18 protein-coding genes are annotated in these 22,723 nt (G+C 71.5%); 10 read left to right on the top strand and 8 right to left on the bottom strand.

What is annotated here, in order from left to right; translation table 11 throughout:
* The first annotated feature begins 28 nt into the window (after window positions 1–28).
* The gene (locus EP757_RS04805) at window positions 29–2,569 is read left to right on the top strand and encodes a DNA translocase FtsK (RefSeq protein WP_127542994.1); all 2,541 of its coding nucleotides are present in this window, start codon (window positions 29–31) and stop codon (window positions 2,567–2,569) included.
* Here the strand turns inward: EP757_RS04805 and EP757_RS04800 are convergent.
* The 3 genes from EP757_RS04800 to EP757_RS04790 are packed head-to-tail and all read right to left on the bottom strand — an operon-like array spanning window position 2,520 to window position 4,824.
* The gene (locus EP757_RS04800; RefSeq protein WP_127542993.1) at window positions 2,520–3,005 is read right to left on the bottom strand and encodes a DUF3291 domain-containing protein; all 486 of its coding nucleotides are present in this window, start codon (window positions 3,003–3,005) and stop codon (window positions 2,520–2,522) included. The genes EP757_RS04805 and EP757_RS04800 overlap by 50 nt on opposite strands.
* Window positions 3,006–3,037: 32 nt before the next feature.
* Window positions 3,038–3,652, bottom strand: coding sequence for a metalloregulator ArsR/SmtB family transcription factor (locus EP757_RS04795; protein WP_127542992.1), 615 nt, complete (start codon window positions 3,650–3,652; stop codon window positions 3,038–3,040).
* A complete protein-coding gene (locus EP757_RS04790) occupies window positions 3,649–4,824 on the bottom strand; it encodes a hypothetical protein (protein ID WP_127542991.1) in 1,176 nt (391 codons plus the stop codon). Before EP757_RS04790 ends, EP757_RS04795 begins: the two co-directional genes overlap by 4 nt.
* A 174-nt stretch (window positions 4,825–4,998) precedes the next feature.
* Between EP757_RS04790 and rimO the strand changes: the two genes are divergently transcribed.
* The 6 genes from rimO (at window position 4,999) to EP757_RS04760 (ending at window position 9,984) form a co-directional block, all read left to right on the top strand.
* Complete coding sequence (gene rimO / locus EP757_RS04785) at window positions 4,999–6,456, top strand: 30S ribosomal protein S12 methylthiotransferase RimO (RefSeq protein ID WP_127542990.1); 1,458 nt, start codon at window positions 4,999–5,001, stop codon at window positions 6,454–6,456.
* On the top strand, window positions 6,453–7,043 hold the full coding sequence (pgsA, locus tag EP757_RS04780) for a CDP-diacylglycerol--glycerol-3-phosphate 3-phosphatidyltransferase (protein ID WP_127542989.1): 591 nt from the start codon (window positions 6,453–6,455) through the stop codon (window positions 7,041–7,043). The genes rimO and pgsA overlap by 4 nt, the downstream gene beginning before the upstream one ends.
* Before the next feature lie 15 nt (window positions 7,044–7,058).
* Window positions 7,059–7,544, top strand: coding sequence for a CinA family protein (locus EP757_RS04775; protein WP_127554085.1), 486 nt, complete (start codon window positions 7,059–7,061; stop codon window positions 7,542–7,544).
* Window positions 7,545–7,703: 159 nt separating this feature from the next.
* Window positions 7,704–8,075 (top strand): helix-turn-helix domain-containing protein, encoded by a 372-nt coding sequence (locus EP757_RS04770; protein WP_127542988.1) that lies wholly within the window; start codon window positions 7,704–7,706, stop codon window positions 8,073–8,075.
* 221 nt (window positions 8,076–8,296) lie between these two features.
* Complete coding sequence (locus tag EP757_RS04765) at window positions 8,297–9,160, top strand: PspA/IM30 family protein (RefSeq protein WP_127542987.1); 864 nt, start codon at window positions 8,297–8,299, stop codon at window positions 9,158–9,160.
* Window positions 9,161–9,186: 26 nt separating this feature from the next.
* Window positions 9,187–9,984, top strand: coding sequence for a hypothetical protein (locus EP757_RS04760; protein WP_127542986.1), 798 nt, complete (start codon window positions 9,187–9,189; stop codon window positions 9,982–9,984).
* Here the strand turns inward: EP757_RS04760 and EP757_RS04755 are convergent.
* Complete coding sequence (locus EP757_RS04755; RefSeq protein ID WP_127542985.1) at window positions 9,935–10,735, bottom strand: DNA-formamidopyrimidine glycosylase family protein; 801 nt, start codon at window positions 10,733–10,735, stop codon at window positions 9,935–9,937. The two genes, EP757_RS04760 and EP757_RS04755, sit on opposite strands and share 50 nt — an antisense overlap.
* Before the next feature lie 39 nt (window positions 10,736–10,774).
* Here EP757_RS04755 and EP757_RS04750 point away from each other — a divergent pair, with 39 nt between their 5' ends.
* Complete coding sequence (locus tag EP757_RS04750; RefSeq protein WP_127542984.1) at window positions 10,775–11,509, top strand: N-acetyltransferase; 735 nt, start codon at window positions 10,775–10,777, stop codon at window positions 11,507–11,509.
* A gap of 159 nt (window positions 11,510–11,668) precedes the next feature.
* Here the strand turns inward: EP757_RS04750 and EP757_RS04745 are convergent, their stop codons facing one another.
* Entirely contained in the window at window positions 11,669–12,475 is an 807-nt protein-coding gene (locus EP757_RS04745) for an S-adenosyl-l-methionine hydroxide adenosyltransferase family protein (RefSeq protein ID WP_127542983.1), read from the bottom strand.
* A gap of 73 nt (window positions 12,476–12,548) precedes the next feature.
* On the opposite strand from EP757_RS04745, the gene EP757_RS04740 reads away from it, so the two are divergent.
* Window positions 12,549–13,475: an LLM class F420-dependent oxidoreductase gene (locus tag EP757_RS04740; RefSeq protein ID WP_127542982.1), complete on the top strand. Its 927-nt coding sequence runs from the start codon at window positions 12,549–12,551 to the stop codon at window positions 13,473–13,475.
* A gap of 223 nt (window positions 13,476–13,698) precedes the next feature.
* Here EP757_RS04740 and EP757_RS04735 read toward each other — a convergent pair whose 3' ends face one another.
* On the bottom strand, window positions 13,699–18,252 hold the full coding sequence (locus tag EP757_RS04735) for an ATP-dependent helicase (RefSeq protein WP_232050374.1): 4,554 nt from the start codon (window positions 18,250–18,252) through the stop codon (window positions 13,699–13,701).
* A 203-nt stretch (window positions 18,253–18,455) separates the two neighbouring features.
* Between EP757_RS04735 and EP757_RS04730 the strand changes: the two genes are divergently transcribed.
* Window positions 18,456–20,789 carry a protein kinase gene (locus EP757_RS04730; protein WP_370457769.1) on the top strand — a complete coding sequence of 778 codons (2,334 nt, stop codon included), beginning with the start codon at window positions 18,456–18,458 and terminating at the stop codon, window positions 20,787–20,789.
* Here the strand turns inward: EP757_RS04730 and leuE are convergent.
* Together leuE and EP757_RS04720 are read right to left on the bottom strand one after the other, a co-directional pair.
* Window positions 20,776–21,441 carry a leucine efflux protein LeuE gene (leuE, locus tag EP757_RS04725; protein ID WP_127542979.1) on the bottom strand — a complete coding sequence of 222 codons (666 nt, stop codon included), beginning with the start codon at window positions 21,439–21,441 and terminating at the stop codon, window positions 20,776–20,778. The two genes, EP757_RS04730 and leuE, sit on opposite strands and share 14 nt — an antisense overlap.
* Window positions 21,438–22,688 carry a bifunctional pyridoxamine 5'-phosphate oxidase family protein/GNAT family N-acetyltransferase gene (locus EP757_RS04720; RefSeq protein ID WP_127542978.1) on the bottom strand — a complete coding sequence of 417 codons (1,251 nt, stop codon included), beginning with the start codon at window positions 22,686–22,688 and terminating at the stop codon, window positions 21,438–21,440. Before EP757_RS04720 ends, leuE begins: the two co-directional genes overlap by 4 nt.
* Between the last annotated feature and the right edge of the window lie 35 nt (window positions 22,689–22,723).

Genomic DNA, 22,723 nt, shown 5'->3' with positions numbered 1-22,723 from the left:
ATCGCGTTCGCGGGCTACGGTGATGTCCATGGCGGGCCGCACTCCTCCGGCGAGCCGGGGTCGCGCCGCGTCCACGCCGCGCGGCGCCGCTACCAACCGTGCCCGTCAACCGGCCGCGCGCAAGCCGGCCGCACGCACCGGGACCACACGCAAGACGACGACGGCGGCGGCCCGCAGGCGGCCGGTGGCCCGGCGCTCCACGGCCGGGGCGAGCCTCGCGTCCGGTCTGGGCCGCGGCGTCGGCGCCCTCTGGATGGGCATGGCGCACAGCGTCGGCTGGGTCTTCCGCGGAGTGGGCCGGCAGGCCGCTACCGCGCGCAACATCGACCCGGAGCATCGCCGGGACGGCGCCGGGCTGCTGCTGCTCGGCTTCGCGATCCTGGTCTCGGTGGCGATCTGGGCGAACAGCGGCGGACCGGTCGGCGTCTGGCTGGCCGACACCATCCGGCTCTTCCTGGGCAGCCTCGCGGCGCTCTTCCCGCTGCTGCTCTTCTACGGCGCGATCCGGCTGATGCGCGAGCCCGCCGATCCGGACCACCGGGGGCGGACCCTGGTCGGCTGGACGGCGATCATCATCTCCACGGCGTCGCTGATGCACGTCTCCGGGCGCCCGGCCGACGACCTCGCCGTCGACCAGGCGGGCGGCCTGCTGGGCTACGGCATCGGCGGGCTCCTCGAACGAGCGGTGACGGCGTGGGTTGCCGTACCCCTCCTGGTCCTGCTCTTCGTCTTCGGCTTCCTGGTGATCACCGCGACGCCGATCGCGCGCATCCCCGAGCGGATGGCGCAGCTGGTCGACCTGGTGAGCGGGCGGGCGGCGCCGCACTCGCCGCGCCCGGTCCTGGAGCCGGAGGACGACGAGGCCGACGAGGAGGAGGCGCCGGCGCCCAAGCGGAAGCCGTCGCCGCGCCGCCGGCAGGGCGCGCTGGCCGAGCCCGTTCCGCCGCCGCTTCCGGAGGAGCCGGACGACGACTTCGACGAAGAGCTGATCCTGCACGACACGGTGCCGCTGCCGCGGACGCCGAGCCGGAAGAAGCCTCCTCCCGAGCATTCCCCGATGCCGCCCACCCGGGCCGAGCAGCTGGAGATCTCGGCGGTCAAGGGCGATTACCGCCTGCCGCCGGCGACCCTGCTGGCGACCGGCCCGCCGGCCAAGGCGCGCAGTCGCGCGAACGACGAGATCATGGCGGCACTGACCGGCGTCTTCGAGCAGTTCAACGTGGACGCCGTGGTCACCGGCTTCACCCGGGGCCCGACCGTCACGCGGTACGAAGTGGAGATCGGCCCCGGCACCAAGGTCGAGCGGATCACCCAGCTGTCCCGCAACATCGCGTACGCGGTGAAGTCCCCGGACGTGCGGATCCTCAGCCCGATCCCGGGCAAGAGCGCGGTCGGCGTGGAGATCCCGAACACCGACCCGGAGAACGTGTCGCTCGGTGACGTGCTGCGCTCGCGGGCGTCGGCGTCCGACCACCACCCGATGCTGGTCGCGCTCGGCAAGGACATCGAGGGCGGGTTCGTGGTCGCGAACCTGGCGAAGATGCCGCACATCCTGATCGCGGGCGCCACCGGCGCGGGCAAGTCGAGCTGTCTCAACTCGCTGCTGGTGAGCCTGTTGTCCCGGGCCACACCGGACGAGGTGCGGCTGCTCCTGGTGGACCCGAAAAGGGTGGAGCTCACGGCGTACGAAGGCATCCCGCATCTCGTCACGCCGATCATCACGAACCCGAAGAAGGCCGCCGACGCCCTGGAATGGGTCGTGGCGGAGATGGACAAGAGGTACGACGACCTCGCCGCCAACGGCGTCCGGCACATCGACGACTTCAACCGCAAGGTCCGCAGCGGCGAGATCACCGCCCCGCCGGGCGTCGAGCGGGAGATGAAGCCGTACCCCTACCTGCTGGTGATCATCGACGAGCTCGCCGACCTCATGATGGTCGCGCCGCGCGACGTGGAGGACTCGGTCGTCCGGATCACCCAGTTGGCCCGGGCCGCCGGCATCCACCTGGTGCTCGCCACCCAGCGCCCGTCGGTCGACGTGGTCACCGGCCTGATCAAGGCGAACGTGCCGTCCCGGCTGGCGTTCGCCACCTCCAGCCTCGCCGACTCCCGGGTCATCCTGGACCAGCCGGGCGCGGAGAAGCTGCTCGGCCGCGGTGACGGCCTGTTCCTGCCGATGGGCGCGTCGAAGCCGGTCCGGATCCAGGGCGCGTGGGTCGACGAGAAAGAGATCCACGCGGTCGTCAAGTTCTGCAAGGACCAGCGCGAGCCGGAGTTCGCCGAGGGTGTCACCGACGCGCCGCCGAGCAAGAAGAAGGAGATCGACGAGGAGATCGGCGACGATCTCCAGCTCCTGATCCAGGCGATCGAGCTCGTGGTGACCAGTCAGTTCGGCTCGACCTCGATGCTGCAGCGCAAGCTGCGGGTCGGCTTCGCGAAGGCGGGCCGGCTCATGGACCTCATGGAGACCCGCGGCATCGTCGGGCCGTCCGAGGGCTCGAAGGCCCGCGACGTGCTGATCAAGCCGGATGAACTAGAGGAGACTCTCGCGTCTCTGCGCGTGGAGTAGCGAACACCTGCCGGAAGGTGAAGGCGTCCGGCGCCGGGCCGTTCGCCGCCAGCCGGCCCAGCCGGGAGATGCCCTGCCGCAGGGTCGGGGTCTTCCCGGCCTCGATCCACCACATCACCAGCGCCGCCTCGTTGCCGTGCGGGACGAACCATTCGCGGCGGCGGCGCAGGTAGTCGAGGTGCTCGCTCTGGTACGCGTACGCCCTCAGGTGCTCGACCGACTCCCAGACCGAGAGCGTGTAGATCCGCATCGGGTCGGCGGGGGCCGCGATGGTGCCGTCGCCGTTCTCGCCGGCGAGCCGCCAGACGAAGCCGGGTGAGCGGTCGGCGAGCGCGTTCATCAGGCCGAGGCCGGCGACGAACTCGGCCATCGACGGGTCTTCCAGCGGGGCTCGGAGGCGGGCGGTGTTGATCTGGGCCAGGTGGAAGGTGGTCATGCCTCTCAGCTCACCAGTCCCGTCTTCTAAAGTCAACCAGATTGCTTTTTAGAGAGGGTCACGCAGCAGCGGCCCGGTGCGGCGTCCATCCGGGCCTCCCACTCGGTGCCCTCGACCAGGCCGCTGACCAGCGCGAGGTTCATCCCGCAGATGAGCGGCGGGAACTGCTCGGCGAGCTGGTGGAACGGGCAGTTGCGCAGGACGACGCGATCGTCGGAGAAATCCGGCTCGTAGGAGTCGAGGGCCGCGATCCCCGACTCCCGGCCGTGCTCGTGGGCGACCTCGGTGAGGGTGTCGTCGGCACCGGTCCGCTCCAGCGCCTCGGCGAGCAGGGAGGCGGCGGTGCGGTAGCTCCGCGGCGGCACGCTCACCGTGTGCTCGGCGGCGGCGAGGCGGTACAGCTTGGCGGGACGCCCGGCACCGGGGCCGGTCCGGCCGGAGCGGCGGGCGTACGAGATCTCCAGGAGTCCCGCGTCGACGAGCTTGTCCAGGTGGAAGGCGGCGAGGCTGCGGCCGATGCCGAGCGCCTCGGCGACCTCGTCCCGGCCGATCGGGGCCGGCCGGGCCTCGGCCACCGCCTGGTACGCGCTGCGCCGGACCTTGTCGGTGAGGGCGGCGATGGCCGCGAGGTCTTCGGGGGTCGTCACGCGCTAATCGTATTGCCAACCGGCGTTGGTGCTAGAGAGTGCCGGAACAGCCGGCCGACGGTGGTCGCGAGCGCGGCCAGCATCAGCAGGGTCAGCAGGCGCAGGTCGACCGGCGAGGGCTTGGCCTGCACGAGATAGGTCTCGTACGTGATGATCGAAGCCGCCTGGACGAGAACCGGCACGAACCAGAGGCGGCGCGGCGCCCAGAACGCGGCCACCACGGTCAGCACCTCGGCGAGCATGAAGTACCGCTCGTGCATCCCGGGCAGCAGGAACGGCGCCATCAGGGCGGAGGCGGCCGCGAGGATCACGATGTGCTCGGTGTCCAGCTCCACCCGGCGGGCGATGAGCAGGAAGATCAGGGCGAGGAACGCGGCCACCGCGAAGAGGATGCCGGCGGTCCGGACCAGATCGAGGTACTCCGGCGCCGGGCGCAGGAAGGCGTAGATGGTCGGCGCGGCGTAGGTGAGCTGCGGGAACCGGCCGGCCTGCCCCACGTAGATCGTCATCAGCTCGCCGAACGGCCGGCCGGCCAGCCAGGCCGGGACCGCGAGCAGCACGTAGACGGCCGGGATCGTGACGAGGCACCGCCACGGCAGGCGCCGGGTCAGCAGGAGCGCGGCGAGCACCGGGAAGATGAAGATCGCCTGGAGCTTGAACGCGAAGGCCACCCCGATCAGCGTCATGCCGATCCAGGACCGGCCGCGCAGCAGGTGGTAGAGCCCGGCCACGGTGAAGGCGCAGTAGATGGTGTCGCACTGCCCCCAGTACGCGCCGTTGAGCACGACGGTCGGCAGCAGCAGCACGGTGAGGCCGGCGAGCAGCGGCATCCGCCAGCCCGGGCCGCGCAACGCCACGATCCGGGCGGCGTAGAACGCCAGCACGAAGTCGAAGACGACCGAGCCGATCTTGATCCAGATCAGCACCCCGAACGGGGTGTGCTGGGACAGCCAGGTGAAACCGGCGAGCAGGTAGAGGTACGGGACGTTGTAGTCGGCGAACGGGTACCGCAGGGCCGCGAATCCGCCGTTCTCCGCGATGAAGGTGCTCCACGGGCCCAGGTACCACTTGTAGTCGTAGGTCTCCAGGCCGAAACCGAGCACCCGGACCGCGATCGCCACCGCGACCAGCGAGATGGCGAGCACCAACTCCGGTTTCCGGTCTTTGTCCAACGTCGCTCCCCGTCAGCGCGATCGACACAGATGGACGGAAGATACCGGTGTCACCGTTTCGGCGTCGTTCCCGGAGAGCTACATCTCACCTGGATGGGCCACACCGGCCGGGCCGTATCGGTAACCGGCCGAGCGGACGAACTCAGCGCCGCCGGGGCCCGGTAACCTTACGGGGTGTCTGCAACCCCTCCCCCTCGCCGCGTCGCCCTCCTGACCCTGGGCTGTGCCCGTAACGAGGTCGACTCGGAAGAGCTCGCCGCCCGTCTCGACGCCGGTGGCTGGGAGGTGGGCACCGACGCCGAGGGCGCCGACGTCGTCGTCGTGAACACCTGCGGTTTCGTCGAGAAGGCGAAGCAGGACTCGATCGACACGCTGCTCGCGGCCGCCGACACCGGGGCCAAGGTGGTCGCCGCGGGTTGCATGGCCGAGCGGTACGGCAAGGAGCTCGCCGACAACCTCCCCGAGGCGAACGCGGTGCTCGGCTTCGACGACTACACCGACATCACCGACCGGCTGGACGCCGTGCTCCGCGGCGAGAGCCTGGACGCGCACACCCCACGGGACCGCCGCGAGCTGCTCCCGATCACGCCGGTGCAGCGGCACACCGCCAAGGTCGTCGTCCCCGGCCACGCGACGGTCGACGAGCACACCCCCGCTCACCTGCGCACCGTGCTGCGCCGCCGGCTCGACACCGGCCCGGTGGCCTCGCTCAAGCTGGCGAGCGGCTGTGACCGGCGCTGCGCGTTCTGCGCGATCCCGGCGTTCCGGGGCGCGTTCGTCTCCCGTGATCCGCAGGAGCTGCTCGCCGAGGCGGAGTGGCTGGCGAAGACCGGCGTCCGCGAGCTCGTGCTGGTGAGTGAGAACAGCACGTCGTACGGGAAGGACCTCGGCGACCCCCGCCTGCTGGAGAAACTGCTGCCGCAGCTGGCCGCGGTCGACGGCATCGTCCGGGTCCGGGCCAGTTACCTGCAGCCCGCCGAGACCCGGCCCGGCCTGGTCGAGGCGATCGCGACCACCCCGGGCGTCGCGGCGTACTACGACCTGTCGTTCCAGCACTCCAGCGAGACGGTGCTGCGCCGGATGCGCCGTTTCGGCTCCACCGAGCGCTTCCTGGAGCTGCTCGACTCGGCCCGCGCGCTGGCGCCCGCGGCCGGCGCCCGGAGCAACTTCATCGTCGGCTTCCCCGGCGAGACCAAGCAGGAATACGAGGAGCTCGTCCGGTTCCTCAACGAGGCCCGGCTCGACGCCATCGGCATCTTCGACTACAGCGACGAGGACGGCACCGAGGCCGCCGGGATGACCGGCAAGGTCAGCGAGGCCACCGTCCAGAAGCGGTACGACCGGATCACCTCGCTGGTCGAGGAGCTCTGCGCTCAGCGGGCCGAGGAGCGCATGGGCAGCACCGTCGAGGTCCTCGTCGACACCGTCGAGGGCGGCGAGGTCGAGGGCCGCGCCGAGCACCAGGCCCCCGAGGTCGACGGCTCGACGATGCTGGTCGCCGGCGAGAGTGGTGTCGACCTGTCCGCCCTGCGCCCCGGCGACCTGGTCCGGGCCACCGTCACCGGGACCGAGGGCGTCGACCTGATCGCGGTGCCGGTGGAGATGATCTCGGCAGCCCCGGTGGCGCGGTGACCAACGAGCCTGTTCCGGTGCCCGCGCCGCGCGTGGTGTCGCTCTACAACGCGGCGAACGCGTTGACCGTGGTCCGGATCGTGCTCATCCCCGTCTTCGTAGCCCTGGTCATCGCCTCCGGGATGACCGATCCCGATTGGCGGATCGCTGCCTGCCTGGCGTTCTGCGTGGCCTCGGCGACCGACTTCGTGGACGGCTGGATCGCCCGGCGCTGGTCGCTGGTCACCTCGTTCGGCAAGGTGGCCGACCCGATCGCCGACAAGGCCCTCACCGGTACGGCCCTGGTGCTGCTCTCCTGGTACGACCAGCTGCCCTGGTGGGTCACGATCGCCATCCTGGTGCGCGAGTGGGGCGTGACCGCTCTGCGGTTCTGGGTGATCCGATACGGCATCATTCCGGCCTCCCGTGGTGGCAAGCTCAAGACCGGCCTGCAGATCGTGGCGATCGCGTGGTACCTCTGGCCGGTCGGCGAATCGGCGCAGTGGATCGGGGTACTCCTGATGGGCGCCGCGACAGTGGTCACCGTGGTGACCGGCGTGGCCTATCTGGTGGAGGCGCTGCGCCTGAGAGCGAGCGCACGACAGTAGGAGTTCTTCGTGGAGATGTCCGTCGCCGCTGCCGCGGCGGTGCACCAGCTCGTCGAGCGGCGCGAGACGATGGCCACCGCTGAATCGCTGACCGGAGGTCTCGTCGCCGCGACCATCGTGGAGATCGCCGGGGTGAGCGCGGTCTATCGGGGCGGTCTGGTGGTCTACGCGACGGAGCTGAAAGCGCGGCTGGCCGGCGTACCGGAGCGATTGCTCGAAGAGCGAGGCCCGGTGGACCGTGACGTGGCCGCCGCGCTGGCCGCCGGAGCGCGCGAACGCTGCGGCGCGGACTGGGGCCTGGCCACCACCGGCGTCGCGGGCCCGGAGCCACAGGGCGGCAAGCCGGTCGGGCTGGTCTACGTCGCGGTCAGCGGGCCGCACGGCGAGGAAGTCCGGGAGCTGCGTCTCAGCGGCAACCGTGACGCCGTCCGCACCGAAAGTGTGACGGCCGTCCTGCAATTGCTCGCGGACACGCTGCGCGCCGCCCCGGCCCCGGCCTGAACTGGGAATTCATCCGGTCCGATGATCGTTGTCCGGATAGGCCGCCGGCCATGGGTGATGGGAATTCGGCGGGGCGGGATGTCGGCATGGCTCGCGCCAGGTACGGTTGCGGGAAGCCTCCGGCGTGTGCCGGCGGCCCCGCCCGCAGGAGGAGGTGCCATGGTCCTGCTACGCCGCGTTATCGGCGACGCACTTCGGGCGCGCCGGCAGGGGCAGCACCGCACGCTGCGCGAGGTGTCGACGGCGGCGAACGTGAGCCTGGGTTACCTGTCCGAGATCGAGCGCGGTCAGAAAGAAGCGTCGAGCGAGCTGCTCGCGGCCATCTGCGACGCGCTCGGCGCCCGCCTCTCCGAGTTGCTCAGTGAGGTCAGCAACACGCTGGCCGTCGCGGAGAGCATGGAGGGCGTGCTCGTCCCGGTCGACGACAAGGCCACCGATGGGGACGTCTCCGTCTCCGTCCGCCACGATTCCCCGCTGAAGGCGACGCTGCACGCGACTCGCAAGAAGCGGGACGTCGTCTACGCTGCATGATCATTTCAACGGACGCACCGGGCCTCGTCCCGGTGCGTTTCTGTGTGTTCGCCAAGTGCCGGCAGGCCTCGGGGAGCGTAGCCTCGAAGCGGGGGAGAACCCTGAGATCCCCCGTAGGTCACGTGACGTCACTGGCGTCGGGCTGACACGATGGGTTTCGCGCCACTGAGAAATCTTCAGAGGCGCCACCGGCGGAGCGACATTTGAGGGGACACCACGAGATGGCGAATCCGTTCGTCAAGGGCTGGCATTACATGATGGCGCTCTTCGGCGCGAAGATCGACGAGTACGCCGACCCGAAGGTCCAGATCCAGCAGGCCATCGAGGATGCCCAGCGACAGCACCAGGCGCTCGTGCAGCAGGCCGCGGCCGTCATCGGCAACCAGCGGCAGCTCGAGATGAAGCTGTCCCGGCAGATGACCGAGGTCGAGAAGCTGCAGGGGATGGCCCGTCAGGCCCTCGTGCTGGCCGACCGTGCCCGGGCCGGCGGCGACGAGGCCGAGGCGCAGAAATACGAGGCGACCGCCCAGACGCTGGCGACCCAGCTGGTCTCCGGCGAGCAGTCGATGGAAGACCTCAAGACCCTGCACGACCAGGCTCTCGCCGCGGCCGGCCAGGCCCGCAAGGCGGTGGAGAACAACGCGATGGTGCTGCAGCAGCGCATCGCCGAGCGTTCCCGCCTGCTGAGCCAGCTCGAGCAGGCCAAGATGCAGGAGACCGTGGCGAAATCGCTCGAGTCGATGTCGCAGCTCGCGGCGCCGGGCAACACCCCGTCGCTGGACCAGGTTCGCGACAAGATCGAGGAGCGTTACGCGAACGCCATGGGTCGCGCCGAGCTGGCGTCCAACTCGGTCGAGGGCCGCATCCTCGAGGTGCAGAAGTCCAGCCTGGACCTCGCCGGCTCGTCGCGTCTGGAGCAGATCCGGGCCAGCATGGCCGGTGAGAAGCTCGGCGGCACCGCGGCGCAGCCCGCCGTCGGCCAGGACACCACACCACCTGCGGCCGACCCGGCCAGCGTGGCACGGCTCGACGAGATCCGGGCCAGCATGAACCAGAAGCGCGGCGACACGACCGCCGCCGGCTGATCGAAGCGATCGGGGAGGGCTGAGGGGTGGACGACCGGACCAAGCACTTCAAACGGCTCCGGCGCCTGCGTGGCTCGGCCCGCCGGTGGAGCGTCCTCGGCGGTGGCCTGACCGGCGCCGCCGTGGTCCTCACGCCGTACGCGGGTATCGGCATCGCCGACGCCGCCTGGGCGGCCGCCGCGGGTGGCTCGATGGTGCTGGCCTGGTTCCGCTGGAGCGACCACCGCGAGCTCGCCCGGACCCCGGCGCCCCCGCCGCCGCCCGCGATCGGCTCGCCCCGGCTCGCGGCGGCGATCGAGCGCTTCCCCGCGGGCCGCACGGTCATGCAGGAGGTCCGCCGGCAGAAGAACCGGTACGCGCTCCGGGGCTCCGCGATCGCCGCCAGCTGGGAGCGGCTCGACCAGGCGTCGCAGACGATGGCGGGCTTCGCCGACCGGCTGACCGGCGCCGGCGAGCCCGCGGCGATCGAGGCGGCGAGCGCCGAGCAGTGGCTGCGTGATCTGGGCCAGCGGGTGGCGAGCGTGGAGCGTGCCATCCCTCTGACGCAGGGCACCCGGCGGGAGGCGCTGGAGCGCTCGCACGCCGGCCTCACCGAGCAGTTCGTCGACGGCGTCGCGGAGTACGAGAACCTCGTGACCGCCGCCGCCAGCTATGTCGCCGAGGACGGTCATCCGGTCGCCGACAGCCGCCACCCGGCCTACTTCAGCCTGATCGAGGCCGCCGACCGGCTGCGCGGTTTCGCCGAGGGCCTGGCCGAGCTGCGGACCAGCGAGATCAAGGTGCCGACGTCGGATCGGGCTGGCAGCGCGGACACCAATAGGTGACGCGTTCGTCCTGTTCGGCCTTCTGGATGGCGCTGCCGCAACGGCGGCACGGCTGGGCCCGCCGGCCGTAGACATAGCTGGTCTGCCCGCGGCGCAACGACCCGGTCGTCGTCTGTGTCCAGCGGCCCCGATTGGACGCGACCAGCTTCTGCGCCAGCACCACCGTACCCCGAAGGTCCTTGATCTTGTCGACCGTCGTCCATGGCCAGAGTCCGCGCAGGAACAACGTCTCCGCCTTGTAGAGGTTGCCCACGCCGGCCAGATTCCGCTGGTCGAGCAGCGCCTCCGCGATCGACGCCGACGGTTTCGCGCTGATCCGGCGGACCGCCTCGTCCGGATCCCAGTCGGCGCCGAGCAGATCCGGCCCGAGATGCCCGACCAGCGACTCCTCCTCGGCGGTCGGGATCAGCGTGACCTCGTGCAGGTGGTACCCGACGGCGACCGACCGTGCCGTTTTCAGCACCACGCGGATCAGGTGGGCGGGCCGTGCCGCCCAGCGCTCGCCGGGTGCGTAGGCACGCCACGCGCCCTCCATCCTCAGATGCGAGTGGAGCGTGAGCGGCTTCTGATCAGGCTTGGTCAGCCTCAACAGCAGATGCTTGCCGCGGCTGGCCGACTCCTCGACGAGCCATCCGGTCAGATCGGTCGTGGCAAGGCGCGGCACCCGGAAGTCAGAATCGGTCAGCACCTCCCCGGTGAGCGCCTTCTCCAGCACGCGGGCGGTGTTCCAGACGGTGTCTCCTTCCGGCATGCCTCTATATTGCTTGACCGGCTTGGGATTCTTGGCGTCATGGACCTGGATATCGCCCCGATCGCAGGACGGACCGCACTCTTCGACTCGCTGGACGGCGGCTGGCCGGTCTTCATGACCAAGGACCCGACGGGCGTCTTCTACTACCGGCACTTCGAGGAGTTCTGGCCCGACTTCACGCTGCTGGCGGTGGACCGGGCCACCGGGAAGGCGGTGGCGAAGGCGCACGCGGTCCCGATCTCGTACTCCGGCCCCCTCGACTCACTCCCGGAGACCGGCTGGGACTGGGTGATCCGCACCGCCGCCCTCGACCGCCTCTCCGGCGTCTCACCGACGATCGTCTCCGCCCTGGAGATCATGATCCGTCCGGATCTGCGGGGCACCGGCCTCTCCGGCATCATGCTGGGCGCCATGCGCGACAACGTGGCCAAGCTGGGTTTCACCGATCTGATCGCGCCGGTCCGGCCGAGCGGCAAGACCGCTCAGATCACCGAGCCCATCGACTCGTACGCGGGGAAGCTCCGTGCGGACGGCCTCCCCGCCGATCCGTGGCTCCGCGTCCACGTGCGGGCCGGTGGGCGCGTGGTGAACGTCGCCCACACCAGCATGGTCTATGGCGGGACCTTGGAGCAGTGGCGCTCTTGGACGGGGTTGCCGTTCGACGAGACGGGTCCGGTGGAGGTGCCGGGCGCGCTGGTCCCCGTCCATTGCGACGTGTCCCAGGACCACGCCGTCTATGTTGAACCCAACATCTGGGTCCACCACCGTCTGTAGCCGGGTCCTCCCAGATCTTGAGCGACCCGTAGCGTTGCTCCGCAGATCTTGAGCGATCCTCCAGCGTCGCTTCCCCGATCTTGAGCGATCCGCAGCCCTTTCCCCGATCTTGAGCGATTCTCCACCCCCCGCGGTACGGGATAGCTCAAGATCGGGGCGTCAGTCGGCTCGGGCGATGATGCGCTCGGCGATGCGGATCGTGTCGCCGGGGCGGACCGACAGGACGACGACCGCCCGCCCGTTGTTCACCGCGATCGCCACCCGGTCGGCCGAGTCGGAGAAGACGAGCAGCTCACCGGCGTCCACGTCGGCGAACGTCGCGCCACGCCGGGCCCGCACGTTGCCGTTGATGGTCAGTTCCGGTCCGAGCCCGCTCAGCATCGAACCGCCCGCGGCCAGCTGAACGTTGCCGAACCGATCGACGGTCAGCACCTCCGCCTCGATCCACCCGTCGCCTACCGTCACGAGCGGGTCGGGCAGGCGTACCAGAGTCTCCAGATCGATGGACGGCCCGGCGTCGGAGGGAGCCGCGCCGGCGGCCAGCCGGGCCGCGGCGGGAGCGAAGAGATCACGCCCGTGGAAGGTGCGCGAGACGTCGCCGAGCGTCCAGTCCTTGTTCGCCAGTTCGTGAGCGGCCCCGATGCCGCCGAGCGCCTCGGCGGCCCAGATCAGCAGTCCGTTGTCGGGGCCGACGAGCAACCCGTTCGGTGTGGTCAGCACCACGCCGCGGCGGGCCGTGCCGACGCCCGGGTCGACGACGGCGAGGTGCACGGACGGCGGCAGATGGGGTGCGGTCTGCGCCAGGACCGCGGCGCCGCGGACGACGTCGGCCGGTGGGACGTGATGAGTGACGTCGATCACTCTGGCCTGCGGCGCGACGCGGGCGATCGACCCGTGGCAGGCGGCGACGAAACCGTCGAACGTGCCGTAATCGGTCGTGAAACTGATCCATTCATAACCGGCCATGGTGGTTCACGTTACTGCCAGTTGTTTCGGGGTGCGGGGCAGGCGCGCCGCGGCGGCGTGGCAGGGTTGATCCATGCGTCTCGTGATCTTCACCGAACCCCAGCAGGGCGCCAGCCACGACGATCTCCTGCGGGTGGCCAAGGCTGCCGAGGACGGCGGCTTCGACGGTTTCTTCCGCTCCGACCACTACGTCAAGATGGGCGACGTCCCGGGTCTGCCCGGTCCGACCGACGCCTGGATCACCCTGGCCGCGCTGGCCGTGCAGACGTCCCGGATCCGGCTCGGCACGCTGGTCAGCTCGGCCACGTTCCGGCTGCCCGGCCCGCTGGCGATCGCTGTCGCGCAGGTGGACGCGATGAGCGGCGGCCGTATCGAGTTCGGGCTCGGCGGTGGCTGGTTCGAGGAGGAGCACACGGCGTACGGCATCCCCTTCCCTGCCCTCGGCGAGCGCTTCGACCGTCTCGAGGAGCAGCTCGAGATCATCACCGGTCTGTGGAAGACGCCGGTCGGTTCGCCGTTCTCCTTCGACGGCAAGCACTACCAGCTGGTCGACTCCCCGGCCCTGCCGAAGCCGGTGCAGTCCCCGCTGCCGGTCGTCGTCGGCGGTCACGGCAAGAAGCGGACTCCGGCCCTGGCCGCCAAGTACGCCGCCGAGTTCAACGTCCCCTTCTCCAAGATCGAGGACCTCCCGGCCCAGTACGAGCGGGTGCGCGCCGCGAGCGCCGCCATCGGCCGCGCCGAACCGCCCGCCTTCTCCGCCGCCGCCGTCCTGTGCGTCGGCCGGGACGACGCCGAGATCCGCCGCCGCGCCGCCGCGATCGGCCGCGAGGTGGACGAGATGCGCGAGAACGGCGGCATCGTCGGCACCCCCGCCGAAGCCGTCGAGATCATCAAGAAGTACGGCGAGGCCGGCGCCTCCCGCCTCTTCCTGCAGGCCCTCGACCTCTCCGACATCGACCACATCGACCTGGTCGCCTCCGAGGTAGCGCCGCAGCTCTGACCTCGGCCCGGGGCGCGCCCGTCACAGAGCCGCGCGCCCCGGCCCGCTCGATTGCGCAGGCCGGGGCGCGCCCTGGCCCGCTCGATTGCGCTGGCCGGACGCACCCGTCACAGAGCTGCGCGCCCCAGCCCGCTCCATCGCGCAGCCGCACCCCTCCGGAACCCCCGCCCCGGCCTGCTTCAAGCCGGCAGCCGCAACCCCCGGAACCCAGCCCCGGCCTGCGTCAAGCGCGCAACCGCAACCCCCTCGGCGTAGCCCGGAATCCGGCCGCGGTCAACGCCTCTCGCAATGGCGACGAATTGACCGACTCCCCGTCGGCCCGTTCCACCGACAGCGTCCCCAGAGCCCCCGACCGCACAGCGCCCGCCAGTGCCGCCCCGGCCGCGGTCAGCTGTTCAGGATCGTCGGCGAAGGACAGCAGCGTCTTGCCGCCGCGTTCGACGTAGATCACCAGTTCTCCGCCGACCAGCACGACCAGCGCCCCCGCTTTGCGGCCGGCCCGATGACCGGCTTTCGCCACCGGCTCGCCGTCGCCGCTGTCGACGACACGGTCCGGCCAGGGGAGGGCCGCGCCATAGGGGTTGCCGGGGTCGGTGGCCGCCAGCACCAGAGCCGCCGGGCCGGTGCGTTTAGCCAGCTCGGCCGGCTCGGAGAGGGCGCGCAGCCGGTCGACGGCGCCCGGCACCGCGAACTGCGCCGCGCCGAGACCCTCCACGAAGTAGCCGCGCCGGGCGGTCCCGCGTTCCTCCAGTGCGGACAGGACCGGGTAGACCCCCGCGAACCCGCCGGTCACCCCTTCGGCCATCACCGCGCCGCGGGTCACCACGCCGTGCCGTTCGAGCAGGAGGTCGGCTAGGGCTGCCGCGCGGCGGGTCGGATCGAGGTCACGGTCGGGGAGGCGGGACCAGCGGCCCGCCATGCTGAGCGGGCCGGTCCGGGACGGCATCGCGGGGCGGCCGGGCCGGCGGTATCGGGACCGGGCCGGCGCCGCCTTTGCCCGGTGAGCGCCGCTGCCACCGAGCAGGGCGCGTACGGGAGCGAGTGTGTCGTTCGTCAGGTGCCCGGCCCAGACCAGGTCCCACACGGCGGCGGCCAGGTCGGTGTCGTCGGTGGAGCCGACCCGGTCGGAGAGCGACCGGAAGAACAGCGCCTGCCCGTCGCCGAGCGCCTCCAGGACGGATCGATGCAGTGGCGTGGCGGCGAACTCGTCATCCGGCGGGGGGAGCAGGAGGGCGGCGCTGTCCGCGAACGCCAAGGTCACCCATCCGTCGCCGCCCGAGATCGACCCGGAACCGGCCCAGAGCACCTCACCGCCGGCACAGAGCTCGTCGAGCAGCGGCGGCGCGTAATCGGCCACCCGTGCGGGCAGCACCAGCCGCTCCCACGCGGAGGCCGGCACCGCGACGCCCTGGACCTGCTCGATCGCGGCGGCCACCGCGTCCACCCCGCGGGCGTTGCCACCGACCTGCTGCCAGCGCGGCAGGAAGGCGGCCAGCACCCGGGGCGGGACCGGCTCGATCTCCCGGCGCAGCGCGGCGAGGGACCGGCGCCGGAGCATGCGCAGCACCTCGGCGTCGCACCACTCGGTCCCGGCGCCACCGGGCGAGAACTCGCCGGACGCGACCCGGCCGGTCGCGCCGAGCCGTTTGAGCGCCTGCTCCACGACGAAGACGCCGAGGCCGAACCGGGCCGCGCAGGTGGCGGCGAGGAACGGCCCGTGCGTCCGCGCGTAGCGCGCCACGAGATCGCCGAGCGGGTCCGCGACGGATTCGAGGTAGGCCTCCGGGATCCCGACCGGCAACGCAGCCCCGAGCGCGTCGCGGTAACGACCCGCGTCGTCGATCCCGATCCACCGCTCCTCGCCGGCGACCCGGATCCGGATGGCTCGGCGGGCCGCCTCGAGACTGACCGCCCACTCCTCGGGCACGCCTCGCGAGGCCAGCTCGGCGGCGGACAGATCACCGAGGAGGCGCAGCAGCTCGGCGGTGTCCTCGGCGTCGCGGGGTGTGCGCTGCTCGGTCTGCCACTGCAGCTGGAGCTCGGTCTCGGCGACCACCGCGGGGTCGAGCAGCTCACGCAGGTCGACCCGGCCGAGCAGCTCACCGAGCAGTGTGGAGTCGAGGGCCAAGGCGGCAGCCCGGCGTTCGGCCAGCGGGGCGTCCCCCTCGTATAGGAAAGCTCCCACGTAGCCGAAGAGCAGCGACCGTGCGAACGGGGACGGCCGTGCGGTCTCCGTCTCGACCAGGCGCACCTTGCGACCGGAGATCTCCCGCATCAGGCCGGCCAGGCCGGGCACGTCGAAGACGTCGCGCAGGCACTCGCGGGCGGCCTCCAGGGTGACCGGGAAGTCGGCGAACTCGCGGGCCACGTCGAGCAGCTGCGCCGACCGCTGACGTTGCTGCCAGAGCGGCTGCCGGCGGCGCGGGTCACGGCGGGGCAGCAGCAGCGACCGGGCGGCACACTCGCGGAAGCGGGAGGCGAAGAGCGCCGACGTGCCGACCGACTCCTCGACGATCTGCGCGATCTCGTCCGGGTCGAACGCGATCAGGTCGGCGCCGGGCGGCTCCTCGGCGGTGTCCGGCAGGCGGATCACGATGCCGTCGTCGGAGGGCATGACCTGGCCGTCCACCCCGAACCGCTCGGTCAGCCGGCGGGCGATCGCCAGCGCCCACGGCGCGTTGACCCGGGCGCCGAGCACACAGTGCACGGTCATCCGCCAATCGCCGAGCTCGTCGCGGAACCGCTCCACCACGACGGTCCGGTCGTCGGGCAGGTGACGGGTGGCCTCCCGCTGCTCGCGCAGGTAGGCGATCAGGTTGCCGGCCGCCCACTCGTCGAGACCGGCGTCCCGCAGGGTGGCCGTCGCCTTCTCGTCGCCGGCCCGGGCGAGGCCGCGCAGCCGGGCACCGATGGCCCGGCCCAGCTCGATCGGGCGGCCGGGGGAGTCGCCTTTCCAGAACGGCATCTTGGCCGGGGCGCCGGGTGCGGGGGAGACCAGCACCCGGTCGGGCGTGATGTCCTCGATCCGCCATGAGGTGGAGCCGAGCAGGAAGACGTCGCCGACGCGGGACTCGTAGACCATCTCCTCGTCGAGCTCGCCCACCCGCGACGCCTTCTCCGAGCCGGCCAGGAAGACCCCGAACATGCCCCGGTCGGGGATGGTGCCGCCGCTGGTCACGGCGAGGCGCTGGGCGCCGGGCCGGCCGGTGAGCTCGTCGGTGCCGCGATCCCAGACCAGCCGGGGGCGCAGCTCGGCGAAGGCCGTGGACGGGTAGCGCCCGGAGAGCATGTCGAGCACCGCGTGCAGGGCGGAGTCGGGCAGCTCGGCGAAGGGCGCGGCCCGGCGCACCAGCGCGGCCAGCTCGTCGACCTGCCAGGCGTCGAGCGCGACCATCGCGACGATCTGCTGGGCCAGCACGTCGAGCGGGTTGCGCGGGTAGCGCAGCTCCTCGATCGCGCCCTCACCCATCCGCTCCGCCACGACGGCGCAGGAGAGCAGGTCGCCACGATGCTTGGGGAAGACCACGCCCCGGGAGACCGCGCCCACCTGGTGCCCGGCCCGGCCGATGCGCTGCAGGCCGGCGGCGACCGACGGCGGCGCCTCGATCTGCACCACCAGGTCGACAGCGCCCATGTCGATGCCGAGCTCGAGGCTGGAGGTGGCGACCACGGCCGGCAGGGTGCCGGATTTCAGCGCCTCCTCGATCTGTTTGCGCTCCTCGCGGGAGACGCTGCCGTGGTGGGCACGGGCGACGACGGGCGGCGCTCCCTGGCTGGCGCCGGCCTGCGCCATCATCGCGGCCGGCGTCGTCGCCGGAGATGTGCCGGTGGGAGCCCGCGCGCCCTCGGCGCGCTCCACGACCAGCTCGTTGAGCCGGGCGCAGAGCCGCTCGGCGCCGCGCCGGGAGTTGGTGAAGACGATCGTGGACCGGTGCGCCTCGATCAGGTCGAGCACCCGCTCCTCGACCGCCGGCCAGATCGACGGCGTGTGCCGGCCGCCGCCCGGACCGTCGGCGTCGAGGTCGGGCACCTCGTCGAGGCGGGTCATGTCCTCCACCGGGACCTCGACCGCCACCTCGATCGTCTTGGCGCTGGGCGGCTGCACGATCTCGACCGCGTGCGCGCCGCCGAGGAACCGGGCCGTCTCGTCGATCGGGCGGACCGTCGCGGAGAGGCCGACCCGCTGGGCCGGGCGGTCGAGCAGCGCGTCCAGCCGCTCCAGGGAGAGCGCCAGATGAGCGCCGCGCTTGGTCGCCGCGACCGCGTGCACCTCGTCGATGATCACCGTCTCGACCCCGCGCAGCGAATCCCGCGCCGCCGAGGTGAGCAGCAGGAACAGTGACTCGGGCGTGGTGATCAGGATGTCCGGCGGTGTCCGGGCGAAGAGCCGCCGCTCCTCGGCCGGGGTGTCGCCGGTCCGCATCCCCACGGTGATCTCGGGTGGCGGCAGGCCGAGCCGACCGGAGGCCTGCCTGATGCCGGTGAGAGGGGCGCGCAGGTTGCGCTCGACGTCGACCGCGAGCGCTTTGAGCGGGCTCACGTAGAGCACCCGGCATCGCTTGCGCGGCTCCTCGGGCGCCGGCTCGTGCGCCAGCTTGTCGAGCGACCAGAGGAAGGCCGCGAGCGTCTTGCCGGAGCCGGTGGGTGCGACGACCAGCGCGTTCCTGCCCGCGCCGATCGCCTGCCACGCGCCGGCCTGGGCGAGCGTGGGCGCGGCGAAGGCGGCCGTGAACCACTCTCGGGTGGCCGGTCCGAACGTATCGAGCACCTCTCGCATGCCGACCATCCTCCCCCGGGGGTCTGACAAAACCGCGCGCTCTGTTCACGATGACGCACGCGGGGACCGGGTGATCGTCATTCCGTGGGCGGTCTGTGGCTGATTATCCTGATACCCGACTTGATGGGTGGGTGCCGATGGCGGTCAGGCAGATGCTCGTCGCCGGTCGTTACCGTCTTCTGGAGCCGGTCGGCGCAGGTGGAATGGGACGTGTGTGGCTGGCCCACGACGAGATGCTCCACCGGGAGATCGCGATCAAGGAGATCGTCCCGCCGGCCTGGATGAGCGGCGCCGAGCAGGAACGCCTCCGTGATCGGACTCTCCGCGAGGCACGCAGCGCGGCCCGGCTGAGCCACCCGCACGTGGTCCGGATCTACGACGTGGTGCACGCCGGCGGCCTCTCCTGGATCGTCATGGAGTACATCCCGTCCCGCTCGCTGCACGAGGTCCTCAACGAGGAAGGCCCGTACGACCCGGCCGGCGCCGCGCGGATCGGCCTAGCCGTTCTCGACGCGCTCGACGCGGCCCACCAGGCCGGCGTACTGCACCGCGACGTGAAGCCGCACAACGTCCTGATCGGCGTCGACGGCCGCGTCGTCCTGACCGATTTTGGTCTCGCCACCTTCGTCGACGACGGCTCGGTCACGATGCCCGGCCTGATCGTCGGCTCCCCGCAGTACGTCTCCCCGGAACGCGCCCGCGACGGCGCCTCCACCGTCGAGTCGGACCTGTGGTCCTTCGGCGCGACGCTGTACGCCGCCGTCGAGGGCCGGTCGCCGTACGCCCGGGAGACCGCGATGGCGACCCTGGCGGCGCTCGCCACCGAGCCGCCCGACCGGCCGGTGCGTGCCGGCCCGCTCACCCCGATCCTGCTGGGCCTTCTCCGCTACGAGCCGGCGAACCGGTTCACCGCGGCCGAGGTCGAACGGCGCCTGCTGGACATCGTCGCGACCGATCACCGTGCCACGCCGCTGGTGCCGGGCCGGCGTCCTCCCGCGCCCTGGCCGGCCGGCGACTTCGACGACGATCCGCCGCCGGCCGCCCCGAGTCCGCCGCGCCGACCCGGCGTCGACCCAGCCGGGCCGTTCGATTCCGCCAGGCCGTTCGGGTCCTCCGTGCCGTTCGGGATGGAGTCGGGCGAGGTCTGGTACGCCGCCGAGCCCGATCCCCCGATCGACGACGGCCCGCTGAGCGTCGGCGACTGGCACACCGAAGACTCCGGGCTCCTGTGGTCCGGATCTTCTTTGCGGAACCCGCCGGAAGAACCTGCCGAAGAGAAGTGGCAGGACATCCCCGAGACCGGAAATGATCCCTACTTGACAGGGATCATCTCCTTGTACGGCGCACCCGCCCCGGCAACGCCCGTTCCCGGCACGTCACTCGTCCCGGCATTCCGTCCACCGGTTCGCCCCGCCTCGGTGCCACCGGACGACGCGGATGATGCGCGACGCTCCGAACCCGTACCCCCGCTGTCGAAGAACGACCCCCCACCCGCCGCAACCGACGCTCCTTCGCCGGAGCCGTGGCGTGGCAGCCGGGAACTCGTCCTGGCGACGCCCGTGGCCTTCACCGGCGCGGTCCTGGATCGTGAGCCCTCGAAGGCCGACCGTGCCCGAGCCAGGTTCGCCGTGGTGAGCGTCCTGTTGGTCCTGCTGGGCAGCGGAATCCTGGCCGCCTTCCTGTCCGACGGCCCCGGCCCGAGGGTCGTCCTCCCGCCGGCGAACACCGTCCTGCCGGGTGAATCGTCGAAGCCGGCACTCAAGAAATCTCGGCCGGCAAGGTCTGCATCCCCGAAGCCGTCCACCGCGCAGTCATCGACTTTCGCAAATCCCACGGCGCCTCTGCCGACGGCTCACCCCCCTGCGGGAAACGCACCTCCGGCAACCGCTCCGATGGCGTCGAGCCACTCACCGACCCCCGCGGCGCGCAGCCCCGAACGGTCCGCACTGCCCGCCCGCCCGGCAGGTTTCTCCCCGCTGACCTGCGACGCGCCGTCACCGGCCGGCCTGCCTCGTACGCCGAAGAAGACCGCAGCCCGCGGAGTCAACGGCTGGACCCTGCCCACCGGCTGGTCCTATTTCACCGACGGCTCCGGCCCGCACCTGGCAGTCCCCGACGGATGGACCTACCAGCGGGTGGGCGAGACCTACTGTTTCCGTGATCCGGTCACCTCCCGGGTGATCAGCCTCGACCTGGGCCGCAGCCCGTCAGCCGACCCACTCGCAGCCTGCCGGGCCGAGGACGAGCGGCTGCGCGAGCAGGGCGGAATCCGAGGCTACGACCCGATAGCGATCACCACGGTCCCGCTCCTGCACAAAGCCGCCGACTGGGAGTTCCGTTACCGGGCCCCCGACGCATCCCCGCGCCGAGCCACCACCCGCTGGCTGACGATGGAGAACCGTGCCTACGCCCTGGGCTGGTCGACCTCCGAACCCGACTGGAAGACCCACCAGGCCGAACTGGACATGGTCCGCACGACCTTCTATGCCACCACCCAAGCCCCCGAAACGACCGCCTCCCAGCTCAGCCAGCGCTAGCCGTAGCCAACTTGATCCCGAACCCCACGAAGAGCGCCCCCACCCCGGTAGCCGCCCCGGCCGCGAGCCGCCGCCGCGCCCGGAACTGCCCCGCCAGGAAGCGGCCCCCGAAGATCAGCGCGCTCAGATAGAGCAGGCTGAAGAACTGCACGACCGCGCCGAGCACCAGGAACGACAGCTCCGGATGCGCGTAGCCCGGCTGCACGAACTGGATGAAGAACGAAATGAAGAAGAGGATCGCCTTCGGGTTGAGCAGGCTGATCACGGCCGCGCGCCGGAACGGGCTCCGCATCCCGGGCGGCTCCTCCGCCATCGACTCGGCGAGCGGCGCGGCATCGGCCCGGTCGCGCCACCGCTTCCAGGCGCTGCGGATGATGTTGACGCCGACGTAGGCCAGATAGGCGCCGCCGGCGTACTTCAAGACCATGAAGACGGCCGGGTACGTCTTGAGCAACGAGGCGACGCCCGTAGCCGAAAGGATCATCAGTACCGCGTCGCCGAGGAACACCCCGCTCGCGGCGAGGTATCCGGCGCGCACCCCGCGTCGTGCCCCGACCGTCAGCACGAAGATCGAGTTCGGCCCGGGCAGCAGGATGATCGCCACCACGCCGAGCACGTAGGTCCAGAAGTCGGTGATGCCCAGCACTGTCATGCCTCTCGAACTCCAGCCGCCAGACGGTCCCGCAGGCGCTGCGCCGCGGCGGGCCACTCGTCCGCTGTCATCGCGAAGATCACGGTGTCGCGCCAGGTCCCGTCCGGTCGCGGGCGGTGCCGCCGGAGCACGCCGTCACGGCTGGCGCCGAGGCGGGCGATCGCCTGCTGGGAGCGCTCGTTGAGAATGTCCGTGTACCAGAAGACGCGCTCCGCGCCGAGCACGTCGAACGCCCGCTCCAGCAGCAGCAGCTTCGCCTCGGTGTTGACGCCGGTGCGCCACCACTTGCGGCCCAGCATGGTGTGACCGATCGCGACGGCTTTCAGATCGGCGTCGATGTCGTGGTATGTCGTGATGCCGATCGCCTGGCCGGTCGCCGGATCGATCTGCGCCCAGGCGGACCGGTGGCCCCGCCACTGCCCGTCGAGCAGGGTCGTGATGACCGCGGCGACGCCCTCCGGCCCGGCCGGTCGCGCATTCGGCATGTGCCGCCACACGTCGGCGTCGTCGAGGGACGTGAACAGGTCGGCCGCGTGCGACGGCGCCAGCGGTTCGAGCCGGACGTGCCGCCCTTCGAGCACGACAGGAGTGGCCCACGACGAGGGTCCGCCCGGAAGATAGGCCGGCGGCGCCTGGCTCACGCCCGGCTCCGTCACCGGTGGGCCGGCCACCGTACGAAGAGGAAGAATCCCCGCCCAATAGGGAAGGTCCATGTCCTCCGGCTCGTCGATGACCCCACCCGACCGGACCCGGACCGAGACCTCCACCAGGGGCAGCGCCAGGACGCTGGTCTGTGCGAGCTCGCGCTTGTCGCCCGGGCGGCTGTCGGCGGACCGGCCCGCGCCCACCTTGTCGGCCATGGCGGTCAGCACCTCCGCCTTCTCCGACTCGTCGGTGACCAGGCGGGCGGTGCCGTGCACGACGACCGAGCGGTAGTTGGCGCTGTGGTTGAACTGGGAGCGCGCGTAGACGATGCCGTCGAGCAGGGTCACCGAGACGCAGAGCGGGACACCCTCGCCGCGGGCCGTCAGGCCGGTCCGCCCGCCGGTGGAGCCGTGCAGATAGAGCGTGTCGCCGATCCGGACGTGCAGGTTGGGCAGCACGCGGGGCTCGCCGCCGACCACGAACCCGACCGCACAGTCGAACGCCTCGTCGAGGATGGCGTGCGCGCTCTCCCGGTCATACCGCATCTTCTTGCGGTCGCGGAGAGGCGTGGTGCGCTCGGTCGGGGTGTAGAGGTCGGTCATCGGGGAGCCTCCTTGCGGCGAGCGCTGTGCTAGTA

This window comes from Actinoplanes sp. OR16 (assembly GCF_004001265.1).
Classification (GTDB): Bacteria; Actinomycetota; Actinomycetes; order Mycobacteriales; family Micromonosporaceae; genus Actinoplanes.
Note: the sequence above shows the minus strand (reverse complement) of the source record. Positions and strands in the feature narration are given on the sequence as shown.